General features: G+C 72.1%; 5 protein-coding genes. 4 read left to right on the top strand and 1 reads right to left on the bottom strand.

The annotated features are described in order from the left end of the window. Positions 1-70: 70 nt before the first annotated feature. Together WMF44_RS29470 and WMF44_RS29475 are read left to right on the top strand one after the other, a co-directional pair. Positions 71-6,157: an AAA family ATPase gene (locus WMF44_RS29470; RefSeq protein WP_437293382.1), complete on the top strand. Its 6,087-nt coding sequence runs from the start codon at positions 71-73 to the stop codon at positions 6,155-6,157. 147 nt (positions 6,158-6,304) lie between these two features. After that, positions 6,305-12,361 (top strand): AAA family ATPase, encoded by a 6,057-nt coding sequence (locus WMF44_RS29475; RefSeq protein ID WP_437293383.1) that lies wholly within the window; start codon positions 6,305-6,307, stop codon positions 12,359-12,361. 65 nt (positions 12,362-12,426) lie between these two features. On the opposite strand, the gene WMF44_RS29480 is transcribed toward WMF44_RS29475, so the two are convergent. Continuing rightward, positions 12,427-13,107 (bottom strand): hypothetical protein, encoded by a 681-nt coding sequence (locus WMF44_RS29480; protein WP_437293384.1) that lies wholly within the window; start codon positions 13,105-13,107, stop codon positions 12,427-12,429. Here WMF44_RS29480 and WMF44_RS29485 point away from each other — a divergent pair. Then, positions 13,106-13,678: an RNA polymerase sigma factor gene (locus WMF44_RS29485; protein ID WP_437293385.1), complete on the top strand. Its 573-nt coding sequence runs from the start codon at positions 13,106-13,108 to the stop codon at positions 13,676-13,678. The genes WMF44_RS29480 and WMF44_RS29485 overlap by 2 nt on opposite strands. After that, complete coding sequence (locus tag WMF44_RS29490; RefSeq protein WP_437293386.1) at positions 13,675-14,562, top strand: hypothetical protein; 888 nt, start codon at positions 13,675-13,677, stop codon at positions 14,560-14,562. Before WMF44_RS29485 ends, WMF44_RS29490 begins: the two co-directional genes overlap by 4 nt. Positions 14,563-14,612: the final 50 nt, after the last annotated feature.

A 14,612-nucleotide genomic window follows, 5' to 3' on the forward strand; every position in this document is an offset into this window, starting at 1 on the left:
ACCGCTTTTGGCAGTGTAGCGAGTTGAGCCGCAATGCGCCGCTGGCGCCTCGGTTTTCAAAGCTCTTCCTATGCCCGATAGTCCGCGCTACCGCGTGCTGGAGGTGCTGCACCAAGGGGCAGATACCGTCCTTTACCGCGCGCGGCGCGAGGAGGACGGCCGGCCGGTGGTGCTCAAGGCCCTGCGGCGCGATCACGCGAGCCCCCGCGCACTCGACAGGCTCCAGCACGAGCTCGAGGTCGCCAGAACGCTCGATTCACCCGTGGTCATCAAGGCCCACGGCATCGAGCCGTTCCGCGACCAGGTGACGCTGGTCCTCGAGGACTTCGGCGGCCGCTCGCTCGACCGGCTGCTCGATGGCGACGGGCCCATGCGCCCGATGCGCGGGATGTCGATCGATCGCTTCTTCCCCCTCGCCCTCCGCCTCGCCGCCGCGCTCGCAGAGCTCCACCGACACCACGTCATCCACAAGGACATCAAGCCCCAGAACCTGCTCTACAACCCCGACACCGGCGAGGTGAAGATCACCGATCTCGGCATCGCCTCCCTCTCCCCGCGCGAGGCCCAGGAGCTCGCCCACGACGGGCTCATCGAGGGCACGCTCGCCTACATGGCGCCGGAGCAGACCGGCCGCATGAACCGCCGCGTCGACGAGCGGACCGACCTGTACTCCCTCGGCGTCACCTTCTACGAGATGCTGACTGGCATCCTGCCCTTCCAGGCCAGCGACCCCGTCGCGTGGGTCTATTGCCACATCGCCCAGGCGCCGCGGCCGCCCCACGCGCTCGTCCCCTCGATCCCACCCCAGCTCTCCGCCGTCGTCCTCAAGCTGCTCTCCAAGGCCGCCGAGGAGCGGTACCAGAGCGCCCTCGGCCTGCGCCACGACCTCGACACGTGCTTCTCACGGTGGCAGGCGAGCGGCTCCATTCAGCACTTTCCGCTCGGAGAGCGCGATCTCTCCGACCGGTTCCAGGTCCCGCAGCGGCTCTACGGCCGCGAGCGCGAGGTGGAGGCGCTGCGCGCCGCGTTCGAGCGCGTCGTCGCGAGCGGCCGGCCAGAGCTCGTGCTCGTCTCGGGCTACTCGGGCATCGGCAAGTCCTCGCTCGTCGCCGAGCTGCACGGGCCCGTCGTGCGCGAGCGCGGCTTCTTCCTCTCCGGCAAGTTCGAGCAACTCAAGCGCGACGTCCCTTACCACGCCTTTCTCCAGGCGTTCCGGGCGCTCTTGCGCGAGCTCCTGTGCGCGAGCGAGGAGCAGCTCGATCGCTGGCGAGAGCGCCTCCGCGAGGCCGTCGGCCAGGACGGCGGTCTGCTCACCGACGTGCTCCCCGAGCTCGCCCTGCTCCTCGGCCCGCAGCCCCCCGTGCCAGAGCTCCCGCCCGCCGAGGCCCAGAGCCGGTTGCTCGCCACGCTCCAGCGCTTCGTCGCCGCATGCGCCCGCAAGGAGCACCCCGTCGCCCTCTTCCTCGACGACCTGCAATGGGCCGACGCGGCCAGCCTCCTGTTGCTCGAGCAGCTCGCCACCTATTCCGGCTCCGAGCACCTCCTGTTGATTGGCGCCTACCGCAACAACGAGGTAGGCCCCGCGCACCCGCTCCGGCTCACGCTGGCCGAGGTGCAGCAGCGCGGCGCCGCCGTCTCCGAGGTCGTCCTCACGCCGCTCTCCACTGCCCACGTCGGGGCGCTCGTCGCCGAGGCGGTCCATGCGCCCGAAGCCGAGGTCGAGCCGCTCTCACGGCTGGTTTACGAGAAGACCTGCGGCAACCCCTTCTTCGTGCTCCAGTTCCTCATCGCCCTGCGCGACGAGGGGCTCATCACCTTCGATGCGGACGAGGGCGCATGGCGATGGGACATCGCCGCCATACGCGACAAGGGCTTCACCGACAACGTCGTCGAGCTGATGGCCGGCAAGCTCAAGCGGCTCTCGACCCCTGCGCACGACGCGCTCAAGCTCGCCGCGTGCCTCGGCAGCAGCCTCGACCTCGACCCCCTCGCGGTCGTCGCGGGCCGTCCGGCGGAGGAGCTCCGCGAGGCGCTCGAGGAGGCCGTGCGGGAGGGGCTGCTGCTCCGCCGGGGCTCTGGTTATCGCTTCCTCCATGACCGCGTGCAGCAGGCCGCTTATTCGCTCATCCCGGCCGAGCAGCTCGCCGAGGTGCACCTCCGGATCGGCCGGCTGCTCTTGAAGGAGCAGCGCGCCGAAGAGCGCGACGAGTCGCTCTTCGACATCGTGAGCCACCTCAACCGCGGCGCCGCGCTCCTCCGTTCTCAGGCCGAGCGCGACGAGCTCGCCGCCCTCAACCTCCGCGCCGGCAGGAAGGCCAAGGCCGCCGCGGCCTACGAGGCCGCCGCCGCGCTCTTCGCCGCGGGCCTCTCCCTGCTCGCGCAGGCTCCCTGGGACGCGCAGCACGCGCTGACCTACGACCTGACGCTCGAGCGCGCGCACGCCGCGTACATCACCGGCGGCTTCGACGAGGCCGAGCGGCTGCTGCAAGAGCTCATGGAGCGCGCGAGGACCAGGACCGAGACGGCCGCCGCCGTCGAGCTCCTCGTCACGCTCCGTGTGACCCGCGGGCAATCTGCCCGCGCGGTGGAGATCGGCCTCTCGTGGCTGCGCGCCTGCGACATCGATCTTCCACGCCTCCCCACCGACGCACAGCTCGAAGAGGAGACGAAGAGCGTCTGGCAGGCCCTGGGCGACCGGGCGATCGAGGACCTGATCCATCTGCCCCCCATGACCGACCGGGAGGTCAAGCTGACGATGGGTGTGCTGGAGGGCGCGGGCATCGCGGCGTCCTTCATGACCCCGAACCTGTACTTTCTCACCTTCCTGCGCATGGTCCAGCTCAGCCTGCGCCACGGCAACGCCGAGAGCTCCGCTGTCGCGTACACGGCCTTCGCGCGGATGTTCGGCCCGAGGTTCGGGCGATACAAGGAGGCCTATCGGTTCGGCAAGCTCGGCCACGACCTCGCGCAGAGGAGCGGCCGCCTCACCACGAAATCGATGGTGTTCGCCACCTTCGGACACCATGTCGTCTTCTGGACACGCCACTACCGAGAGACGTATCCGTACGGGCGCGCCGGCTTCAGCGCCGCGGTCGAGTCCGGCGCGATGAGCATGGCGTGCTTCAACTGCGTATGGGACGCGCTGTTCCACCTGCTCTCCGGCGAGGCGCTCGAGGACGTGCTCCGCGAGGTCGACGAGCGCCTCGGCTTCGTGCGCCGCGCGGGTTTCGCGTTCGCGCACGGCGCCCTCCTCAGCGCCCGCGCCATGATCCAGGCGCTGCGAGGGCGGCCGGTCCGCTTCGCGATGCTCGACGGCTCCGAGCTGGATCCTCCGGCCTTCGAGGCGCGGCTGCAGGAGGGAGCGCTGGAGACCACGCGCGAATTCTATTACAGCCTGAAGGCGCAAGCGCTCTTCGTGCTCGGCGCGCCCAGGGAGGCGCGCGAGGCGGCGACCCGCGTCGTCACCGAGCAACCCTTCTGGAACCAGCCGCACGCGCTCATGGCCGAGAGCTTCTATGTCCTCGCGCTCTCGCTCGCGGCCCTCGTCGACGTACCGCACGTACCGCACGTACCGCACGTACCGCACGTACCGCACGCACCCCGCGCACCCCGCGCGCCGCGCGCGGAGCGGGGTTCCCCGGCGCGGGAGCTCCCCGAGCAGCTGCTCGAGTGCGAGCGGCAGCTCGGCGCGTGGGCCGCGAGCGGCCCTGACAACTTCCTCCACAAACACGCTTTGGTCCGCGCCGAGATCGCCAGGCTCCGCGGGCAGGACGTGGAGGCGATGGGGCTCTACGAGCAGGCCATCTCGTCGGCGCGCGAGGGCGGCTTCGTCCAGCACGAGGCCATCGCCTGCGAGCTCGCCGCCCGGCTCTACCGCGATCACGGCCTGTCCACGCCCGCCGACGCTTACCTCCTGAAGGCCCGCGCCGCCTACTTCCGCTGGGGCGCCCACGCCAAGGTCGAGCAGCTCGACCAGCGGTATCCCTTCCTCGTCGAGCGAAAGCCGATCGCCCCCACCGTCACCTTCGCCGTACGCGCCGAGCAGTTCGACGTCCTCTCCGTCGTCAAGGCCTCTCAGAGCATCTCCGGCGAGCTCCAGCTCCCCCGCCTGCTCGAGATGCTCCTGCGCACGATGCTCGAGCACGCGGGCGCCGAGCAGGGGTGCGTCCTCCTGGTCCGGGGTGAACGCCTCTCCTGCGCGGCGATCGAAGCGCCGACGGGCGCGGTGCGGATGCGCGACGCGGGCGAGGCGCCTTCGGCCGCCCTGCCGCAGTCCATCCTCAACTACGTTCGCCGCAGCCACGAGCGCGTGCTGCTCGACGACGCCGCCGCCAGACACCCGTTCTCGGAGGACGCGTATTTCACGCGGAAGAAGCCGAGATCGGTGCTGTGCCTCCCGATCGTGCGGCAAACGCGGCTGCTCGGCCTGCTCTACCTGGAGAACAACCTCGTCACCGGCGCGTTCACCCCGGGGCGGCTCACCGTGCTCGAGCTGCTCGCCTCGCAGTCGGCCATCTCGCTCGAGAACGCCATGCTCTATACCGACATCGAGCAGGAGAACGCCGAACGGCGCCGGGCCGAGCGCGAGCTCCGCGAGAGCCAGGCCACGCTGCAGGCCATCGTCGACAACTCCGCCGCGGCCATCTTCCTCAAGGATCGCGACGGCCGGTATCTGCTCGTCAACCGCCAGGCGAGCAACATCGCCGGTCTGCCGAGCCATCGGCTCCTCGGAAAGACCGACGCCGAGCTCTTGCCTGCTGCGCTCGCCGAGATCATCGGCGTTCACGATCGAAAGGTGCTCGAGGCGGGCGAGCCGCTCGAGTTCGAGGAGGAGGTGACGATGGAGGATGGGCTGCACACCTTCCTCTCGCTCAAGTTCCCTCTCGGGGATGAGGTCATGCCCGGCGTGCTCTGCGGCATCTCCACCGACATCACCGAGCGCAAGCGCGCCGAGCTCGCCGAGCGCTTCCTGGCCGACGCGAGCCGCAAGCTCATGGCCCTCGGCTACGGCGCCACCCTCGACAGCATCGCGCAGCTCGTCGTGCCCGAGCTCGCCGACCGGTGCGTCATCGACGTGGGCGTCGCTGACGGCGACCCGGGACACGCGGTCACCGCGGGCGTGCCGGCCGAGCTCGCGGGCGCCGTGGTGGACGCGCTGCGGGCCCTGACAGCGGCCTCGCCGGACCGCGCCGAGGTGGGCGACGTCCGTGCCGCGCCCCTCCTCGAGCCGCTCGGCGTTCACTCCTTCCTCCGCGTCCCGCTCCTCGCGCGCGACAGGCGCTTCGGCGTCATGACCCTGCTGGCGGCCGCGCCCCGGCGCCGCTACGGCCCCGCCGACCTGTGGGTCGCCGAGGAGCTCGGGCTCCGCGCCGCGCTCGCCCTCGACAACAGCCGCCTCTTCGCCGAGGCCCAGGAGGCGATCGAGCGGCGCAACGAGTTCCTCCTCGTCGCCTCGCACGAGCTCAAGACACCGCTCACCTCGCTCACGATGCAGGCCCACCTCCTCGCCCGGCTCCTGCCCCGCCTCCAGCGCGCGGAGATCGCCCCGGAGCGCATCGACGCCGCGATCCAGCTCCTCAACCGCCAGATCGCGCGCCTCGCCCACCTGGTCAACGAGCTGCTCGACGTCACCCGCCTCAACGCCGGCCGGCTCACCCTCTCTCGCGCGCCCGTCGATCTGGCCGCCCTGACGCGTGAGGCTGTCGAGCGGATGAGGCAGCAGTTCGCGGACGCCCGCTGCCGCATCCAGCTCGATCTGCAAGAGCCCGTGGTCGGGCACTGGGATGCTTCTCGCGTGGAGCAAGTCGTCATCAACCTGCTGTCCAACGCGATCAAGTACGGCGCAGGCGCCCCCATTCACGTCGTCGTGCGCGGCCTGGAAGGCCGCGCGCTGCTCGTCGTCCGTGATCACGGCATCGGCATCGCGCAGGCCGACCAGGCCAGGATCTTCGAGCGCTTCGAGCGCGCCGTCTCCGTCCGCAACTTCGGCGGCCTCGGCCTCGGCCTCTACATCGTCCGGTGGATCGTCACCTCCCACGGCGGCACCATCCGCGTCGAGAGCGCGCCAGGCGCGGGCGCTGCCTTCATCGTCGAGCTGCCATTGCATGCGGCGGAGGCGGAGACGGACAGCCAGGGCGCCCTGCTCCCGAAAGCGTAGGAGCGCGCTGTGTGCTCACTACCCGACTGCTACCTCAGCCGGCGCTGACGCGCCGCCGTTTGCTCGTGACGAGGCGCGGCGCATTTGGCAGTGTACCGGGTTGAACGGCGACACGCCGCCGGCGCCCCGGCTTTCAAAGATCCTCCTATGCTCGATAGTCCACGTTACCGCGTGCTGGAGGTGCTGCACCAGGGTGCGGACACGATCCTCTACCGCGCGCGGCGCGAGGAGGACGGCCGGCCGGTGGTGCTCAAGGCCCTGCGGCGCGATCACGCGAGCCCCCGCGCACTCGGCCGGCTCCAGCACGAGCTCGAGGTCGCCAGGGCACTGAAATCGCCCGTCGTCGTCCGGGCCTACGGAATCGAGCCGTTCCGCGACCAGGTGACGCTGGTCCTCGAGGACTTCGGCGGCCGCTCGCTCGACCGGCTCCTCGATGGCGACGGGCCCATGCGCCCGATGCGCGGGATGTCGATCGATCGCTTCTTCCCCCTCGCCCTCCGCCTCGCCGCCGCGCTCGCAGAGCTCCACCGACACCACGTCATCCACAAGGACATCAAGCCCCAGAACCTGCTCTACAACCCCGACACCGGCGAGGTGAAGATCACCGATCTCGGCATCGCCTCCCTCTCGCCGCGCGAGGCCCAGGAGCTCGCCCACGACGGGCTCATCGAGGGCACGCTCGCCTACATGGCGCCGGAGCAGACCGGCCGCATGAACCGCTGGGTCGACGAGCGGACCGACCTGTACTCCCTCGGCGTCACCTTCTACGAGATGCTGACTGGCACCCTGCCCTTCCAGGCCAGCGACCCCGTCGCGTGGGTCTATTGCCACATCGCCCAGGCGCCGCGGCCGCCCCACGCGCTCGTCCCCTCGATCCCACCCCAGCTCTCCGCCGTCGTCCTCAAGCTGCTCTCCAAGGCCGCCGAGGAGCGGTACCAGAGCGCCCTCGGCCTGCGCCACGACCTCGACACGTGCTTTTCCCAGCTGCGCCAGCGCGGCGCCATCGAGGCCTTCCCGCTCGGACTGCGCGACGTCTCCGATCGGTTCCAGATCCCGCAGCGGCTCTACGGCCGCGAGCGCGAGATCGAGGCGCTGCGCGCCGCGTTCGAGCGCGTCGTCGCGAGCGGCCGGCCAGAGCTCGTGCTCGTCTCGGGCTACTCGGGCATCGGCAAGTCCTCGCTCGTCGCCGAGCTGCACGGGCCCGTCGTGCGCGAGCGCGGCTCCTTCCTCTCCGGCAAGTTCGAGCAACTCAAGCGCGACGTCCCCTACCGCGCCTTGCTTCAGGCCTTCCGGGGCCTCGTGCAGGAGATCCTCGGCGCGAGCGAGCAGCAGGTCGAGCGCTGGCGCGAGCGCCTCCGCGAGGCCGTCGGCGCGAGCGGCGGGCTGCTCACCGACATGCTCCCCGAGCTCGCCCTGCTCCTCGGCCCGCAGCCCCCCGTGCCAGAGCTCCCGCCCGCCGAGGCCCAGAGCCGGCTGCTCGCCACGCTCCAGCGCTTCGTCGCCGCATGCGCCCGCAAGGAGCACCCCGTCGCCCTCTTCCTCGACGACCTGCAATGGGCCGACGCCGGCAGCCTCCTGCTCCTCGAGCAGCTCGCCACCCTCGCCGGCGACGCGCACCTGCTGCTGATCGGCGCGTATCGCGACAACGAGGTCGGCCCCGCGCACCCGCTCCGGCTCACCCTCGCCGAGATCCGAAAGCGCGGCGCCGCCGTGGGCGACATCGTCCTCGAGCCGCTCTCCGCCGCCCACGTCGGCGCGCTCGTCGCCGAGGCGGTCCATGCGCCCGAAGCCGAGGTCGAGCCGCTCTCACGGCTGGTTTACGAGAAGACCGGCGGCAACCCGTTCTTCGTGCTCCAGTTCCTCATCGCCCTGCACGGAGAGGGGCTCATCACCTTCGACACCGACGAGGGCGCATGGCGGTGGGACATCGCCGCCATCCGCGACAAGGGCTTCACCGACAACATCGTCGAGCTGATGGTGGGCAAGCTGGAGCGGCTCTCGGTCCCGACGCGCGACGCGCTCAAGCTCGCCGCCTGCCTCGGCGGCAGCGTGGACCTCGACACCCTCGCGGTCGTCGCGCGAAGGCCGGCGGACGCGCTCCGCGCGGCGCTCGAGGAGGCCGTGCGGGAGGGGCTGCTGCTCCGCCGGGACAGCGCCTATCGCTTCCTCCATGATCGGGTGCAGCAGGCCGCTTATTCGCTCATCCCGCCCGGGCAGCTCGCCGAGGTGCACCTCTGCATCGGCCAGCTGCTCTTGAAGGCGCAGCGCGCCGAAGAGCGCGAGGACGCGCTCTTCGACATCGTGGGTCACCTCAACCGCGGCGCCGCGCTCCTCTGCGCCCAGGCCGAGCGCGACGAGCTCGCCGCCCTCAACCTCCGCGCCGGCAGGAAGGCCAAGGCCGCCGCGGCCTACGAGACCGCCGCCGCGCTCTTCGCCGCGGGCCTCTCCCTCCTCGCGCAAGATCCCCGCGAGCGCTGGGAGGCTCGGTACGATCTGACCTACGAGCTGAGCATCGAGCGCGCGCACGCCGCCTACGCCACCGGCAGCTTCGAGGAGGCCGAGCGGCTGCTCGACGAGCTCATGGCGCGCGCGAGGACCAACATCGAGCGCGCAGCCGTCGTCGAGCTCGCCGTCGCGCAGAGCGTCACCCGCGGGCAGTGCGCCCGCGCCGTCGAGCTCGGGCTCTCGTGCCTCCGCGCCTGGGACATCGAGCTGTCGCTCCCCGTCACCGACGCGCAGGTCAAGGAAGAGACCGACAGCGTCTGGCAGGCGCTGGGCGACCGGGACATCGAGGCGCTGGTCGATCTGCCGCGCATGGATCACCCCGAGATCAAGGTCGCGATGCGCATCCTGCTCGGCGTGATGATCCCTGCCTACTTCGTGGATCTGAAGCTGCACTATCTGCTGCTCGTGCGCATGGTCAAGCTCAGCTTGCGCCACGGCAACGCGGAGAGCTCCGCCCAGGCGTACACCGCCTTCGCGCGGATGTGCGGCCCGCTGTTCGGGCGGTACCGTGAGGCGTACCTGTTCGGGAAGCTCGGTCACGACCTCGCGGACAGGGGCCACGCCCTCGCCACGAAGGGCGCGGTGTTCACCCTGTTCGGGCAGCAGATCGTGTTCTGGACGCGCCACTACCGGGAGACCGGCCTCTATGCTCGCCGCGGCTTCAACGCCGCGCTGGAGGGCGGCGACTGGAACAACGCATGTTACAACTGCATCTGGGCGGCGATGTTCCCGCTGCTCTCCGGCGAGCCGCTGGAGGACGCCCTCCACCTGACCGAAGACCGCCTCGGCTTCGTGCGCAAGGCCGGTTACGCGTTCGTCCATGACATCCTCCTCGGCGCTCGGCACCTCATCCAGACGCTGCGCGGGCGGCCGGTCCATTACGCGATGCTGGACGGCGCCGCGCTGGATCAGGCGGCCTTCGAGGCGCGGCTCGCCCGGGAGGGCGGGCTCGTCCCTTCATGCTTCCACTTCAGCATGAAGGCGCAGGCGACGTTCGTCCTCGGCGCGCCCCGGGAGACGGTCGCGGCGACGGCCCACGTGATCGTCGATTGCGACTGGAAGATGGACACGAACGCGCTGTACGCCGAGTGCTTCTACTATCGCGCGCTCGCGCTGGCCGCGCTGGTCGACGAGGACCGCGCGGCGGCGCCGTCGCCCCGGCCGGAGCTCCCGGACGGGCTGCTCGACTGCGAGCGGCAGCTCGGCGAGTGGGCCGCGAGCGGCCCCGACAACTTCCTCCACAAACACACCCTGGTCCGCGCCGAGATCGCGCGGCTCCGCGGGCAGGACCTGGAGGCCATCGGGCTCTACGAGCAGGCCATCTCCTCGGCGCGCGAGGGCGGCTTCGTCCAGCACGAGGCCATCGCCTGCGAGCTCGCCGCCCGGCTCTACCGCGATCGCGGCCTGTCCACGCCCGCCGACGCTTACCTCCTGAAGGCCCGCGCCGCCTATTTCCGCTGGGGCGCGCACGCCAAGGTCGAGCAGCTCGACCAGCGGTATCCCTTCCTCGTCGAGCGAAAGCCGATCGCCCCCACCGTCACCTTCGCCGTACGCGCCGAGCAGTTCGACGTCCTCTCCGTCGTCAAGGCCTCTCAGAGCATCTCCGGCGAGCTCAAGCTCCCGCGCCTGCTCGAGATGCTCCTGCGCATCGTCGTCGAGCACGCGGGCGCCGGAGAGGGGTACGTGCTCCTGCTCCGGGAAGATCGCCTGTCGACGGGGGCGGCGGTCGCCGCGTCCGGGGGCGCCGCGCGGCTGCTCGACGCGGGCGAGGCCGCGGCGGACGCGCTGCCGCAATCCATCCTCAACTACGTTCGCCGCAGCCACGAGCGCGTGCTGCTCGACGACGCCGCCGCCAGACACCCGTTCTCGGAGGACGCGTATTTCACGCGGAAGCGGCCGAGATCGGTGCTGTGCCTCCCGATCGTGCGCCAGGCGCGGCTGCTCGGCCTGCTGTACCTGGAGAACAAGCTGGTGGCCGGCGCGTTCACCCCGGGGCGGCTCACCGTGCTCGAGCTGCTCGCCTCGCAGTCGGCCATCTCGCTCGAGAACGCCATGCTCTACACCGACATCGAGCAGGAGAACGCCGAGCGGCGCCGGGCGGAGCGCGATCTCCGCGGAAGCCAGGCCACGCTGCAGGCCATCGTCGACAACTCCGCTGCGACGATCTACCTCAAGGATCGCGACGGCCGGCACCTGCTCGTCAACCGCGAGGTGGCCCGCCTCCTGGGCATGCCGCTCGATCAGATCGTCGGCAAGACGAGCGCCGAGCTCTTCCCTTCCACGAACCTCGATATCATCGCGGACAACGACCGGCGGGTGCTCGACTCGGGCGAGCCGCTCGAGTTCGAGGAGGAGGTGATGATGGAGGACGGGCCGCACACCTACCTGTCGCTCAAGTTCCCGCTCGGCGAGAGCGTCATGCCCGGCGTGCTCTGCGGCATCTCCACCGACATCACCGAGCGCAAGCGCGCAGAGCTCGCCGAGCGCTTCCTGGCCGACGCGAGCCGCAAGCTCATGGCCCTCGGCTACGGCGCCACCCTCGACAGCGTCGCGCAGCTCGTCGTGCCCGAGCTGGCCGACCGGTGCGTCATCGACGTGGACCTCGCCCAGGACGCCCCGGGGCGGACGGTCACCGCGGCCACCGCGGGCGTGCCGGCCGAGCTGGCAGACGCGGTGATGGACGCGCTGCGGCCCCTCGCAGCGACCTCGCCGGACCGCCCCGAGGTGGGCGACGTCCGCGCCGCGCCGCTCCTCGAGCCGCTCGGCGTTCACTCCTTCCTCCGCGTCCCGCTCCTCGCGCGCGACCGGCGCTTCGGCGTCATGACCCTGCTGGCGACCGCGCCCCGACGCCATTACCGCCCCGCCGACCTGTGGCTGGCCCAGGAGCTGGCGAGCCGCGCCGCGCTCGCCCTCGACAACAGCCGCCTCTTCGCCGAGGCCCAGGAGGCCATCGAGCGCCGGAACGAGTTCCTCCTCGTCGCATCGCACGAGCTCAAGACACCGCTCACCTCGCTCAAGATGCAGGCTCACCTCCTCGGCCGGCTCCTGCCCCGCTTCCAGCGCGCCGAGGTCGCTCCGGAGCGCATCGACGCCGCGATCCAGGTCCTGAACCGCCAGATCGCGCGCCTCGCCCACCTGATCAACGAGCTGCTCGACGTCACCCGCCTCAACGCCGGCCGGCTCACCCTCGCGCGCGCCCCCCTCGACCTGGCGGCCCTGACGCGCGAGGTCGTCGAGCGGATGAGACAGCAGCTCGCGAGCGCGCGCTGCCGCACCGAGCTCGATCTGGAAGGGCCGGTGATCGGGGACTGGGATGCTTCTCGGATGGAGCAGGTCCTCATCAACCTGCTGTCCAACGCGATCAAGTACGGCGCGGGCGCCCCCGTTCACGTCGTCGTGCGCGGCGATGGCGATCGCGCGCTGCTCGTCGTCCGCGATCACGGCATGGGGATCGCCGAGGCCGATCAGGCCAGGATCTTCGAGCGCTTCGAGCGCGCCGTCTCCGTTCGCAACTTCGGAGGTCTCGGCCTCGGCCTCTACATCGTGCGGTGGATCGTCACCTCCCACGGCGGCACCATCCGCGTCGAGAGCAAGCCGGGCGCGGGCGCCACGTTCGTCGTCGAGCTCCCCTTGCACCCGGCCGAGGCGGAGTCGGAGACGGCGGCGGACGGCCGAGGGGACCTGTTCCCGCAGGCCTAGGACGAGCGCGACGATGTGGAGTGGCGCTCCGGGCGCCGGGACGCCACATTGGCCTCCGGGTGAGGTCACGCTCCTCGGCAGCGCCGCTCTTCATGATCTCCGCGGCGCTCGGCGGCAGCGCGGTCGCGCACGCCCAGCCGACCGCGGCGCCCTTGCGTATCGAGTACCGCGCGGAGGCTGGATGCCCGGCAGAGGCGGAGTTTCGTGCGCGCGTCGGCGCGCGCCTCCGGCGGAACATCGCGGAGACGGACGCAGCGAGCGCGTACGTCGTGATCATCGAGCAGCGCGATCGCCGCTTCATCGGGCGCCTCGGCGTCCGCGCGGCCGACGGGACGGCGTCCGACCGCGATGTCGCGGGGGACACCTGCGACGATGTCGTCGCCGCGCTCGCGGTCGTGACCGCGCTCGCCGTCGATACCCAGGCCCGGGACGCCCCCGTAGCGGCCGCCACACCCGCGGTTTCCGCGTCCCCGAGCGCCGTCGCCGCGCCGCCCCCGCCGGCCGGCGCGCCGCCTGCCAGCGCCCCGCCTGCGGGCGCCCCGCCGGCCGGTAACACGCGGGCGCGGCCGCCGGCGCCGGAGCCCGACGCCACGACGCACCTGGTGCTCGGCGCGCAGCTCCTCGTCGGCCAGATGATCGGCCTCCCCTCCTTCGGCGCGCGCATCTCGGCAGCGGCAGGAGACGATGATCAGCGCGACTCGATCCCGACCCCCTGCGCGCGCAGAGGTGGTGCGCGACGCGGCCATGACGGCGCCTGCGGAGCGCGCCGAGCAGCGCGCGCCGTCGCCCTCCGCGGAGCGCTACCGCGCGCTGGTCGACGCGCATTTCGACTTCATCTGGCGCTCGTTGCGCGGGCTCGGCGTGCCCGCCGGCTCGGCCGACGACGCCGCGCAGCACGTCTTCCTGATCGCCTACCAGAAGCTCGCCGAGATCGCGCCCGATCGCGAGCGGTCCTTCCTCTTCGGGACGGCGCTGGGCGTCGCGGCGAACGCGCGCCGCGCCGGCGCGCGGCGGCGCGAGCTCTGCGACGACGGCGCGATGGCGGCCGCGGCGGACGACGCGCCGAACCCGGAGCAGCTCATCGAGATGAAGCAGGCGCGCGCGCTGCTCGACGACGTGCTCGACGCGATGGAGGAGGACCTCCGCGTCGTCTTCGTCCTCTTCGAGCTCGAGGGCGTCCCGACCGAGGAGATCGCCGCGATGCTCGGCCTCGCGAAGGGCACCGTCGCTTCCCGCCTCCGCCGCGCGCGAGAGGACTTTCGCGCGATCGCGAGGCGCGTCCAGGCGAGGGCGCTGCACCGGGGAGGCGAGCGATGACCGATCCGAAGCCGCTTGGAGACGAGGAGACGACCGAGTTCGAGCGCGCGCTGCTCCGCTCGTGGAAGCAGGAGTCTCCGTCCTCGTCGGCGCGCGCACGCGCGCTCGCCATCGCCGGGCTCGCCGCGGGCGGGGTCGCAGGGGGCAGGGCCGCAGGGGGCGGGGCCGCAGGGGGCGGGGCCGCAGGGGAGACAACCGCCGCGCCTTCCCCGTCCGCCGCGCCCGCGCCGAAGGCGGGCGCCGGCAAGCTGCTGGCGCTCGCGAAGTGGGGCCTCGGGGCGGCGATCGGCGTCGGCCTCATCGGCGCGGGCGTCGCGCTCCTCCGGCCGTCGGCGCCTCCCTCCGCGGGGGCACCGTCGAGCGAGCCGCAGGCCACGCTCACGCCGCCCACCGCCGGCGAGCCGCCGGCCGCGACCGCGCCGCCGGCCGCGCCCGCGCCGGCTCCCTCCGGGCCCGCGACGCGCGCGCCGCTCCCGCTCCAGGCGAGCGCCCCGCCGATCCCGGCGCCCGCCGCCGCGAGCCCGCCGCGCCCGAAGAGCGCCGCGCCGCGCGCGGGATCCGCTCCCGGCGCGCCGGGCGACGCGCTCGGCGAGCAGGCCGCCGTCGACGCGCTCGGCGAGCAGGTCGCCATGATCGATCGCGCGCGCGACGCGCTCGCCGCCGGCGACGCGGCGGGGTGCCTCGCGGCGCTCGACGCCCACGACAGCAAGTTTCCTCGGAGCGCGATGGGAGAGGAGGCCACCGTGCTCCGCATCGAGGCGCTGATCCGCCTCGGCGATCGGGCCCGCGCGGCCGCGCTGGGCCAGCGCTTCCTCGCCTCGCGCCCGACGAGCGCGCATGCCTCGGGCGTGCGCGCCCTCCTCGGCGCGGCGGACGAGCCATGATCGATCGAGCGGCGCGCGCGCCTCGCGCGACCTGCTCGCCCGCCTGCGCA

The sequence above is a fragment of the Sorangium sp. So ce426 genome, from assembly GCF_051475585.1.
Lineage (GTDB): Bacteria > Myxococcota_A > Polyangia > Polyangiales > Polyangiaceae > Sorangium > Sorangium cellulosum_B.

What these genes read in the sequence shown, in the direction of transcription:
- WMF44_RS29490 (WP_437293386.1), top strand. Translation starts at nt 13,675, where the DNA reads ATGACCGATCCGAAGCCGCTTGGAGACGAGGAGACGACCGAGTTCGAG.
- WMF44_RS29470 (WP_437293382.1), top strand. Translation starts at nt 71, where the DNA reads ATGCCCGATAGTCCGCGCTACCGCGTGCTGGAGGTGCTGCACCAAGGG.
- WMF44_RS29485 (WP_437293385.1), top strand. Translation starts at nt 13,106, where the DNA reads ATGACGGCGCCTGCGGAGCGCGCCGAGCAGCGCGCGCCGTCGCCCTCC.
- WMF44_RS29480 (WP_437293384.1), bottom strand. Translation starts at nt 13,107, where the DNA reads ATGGCCGCGTCGCGCACCACCTCTGCGCGCGCAGGGGGTCGGGATCGA.
- WMF44_RS29475 (WP_437293383.1), top strand. Translation starts at nt 6,305, where the DNA reads ATGCTCGATAGTCCACGTTACCGCGTGCTGGAGGTGCTGCACCAGGGT.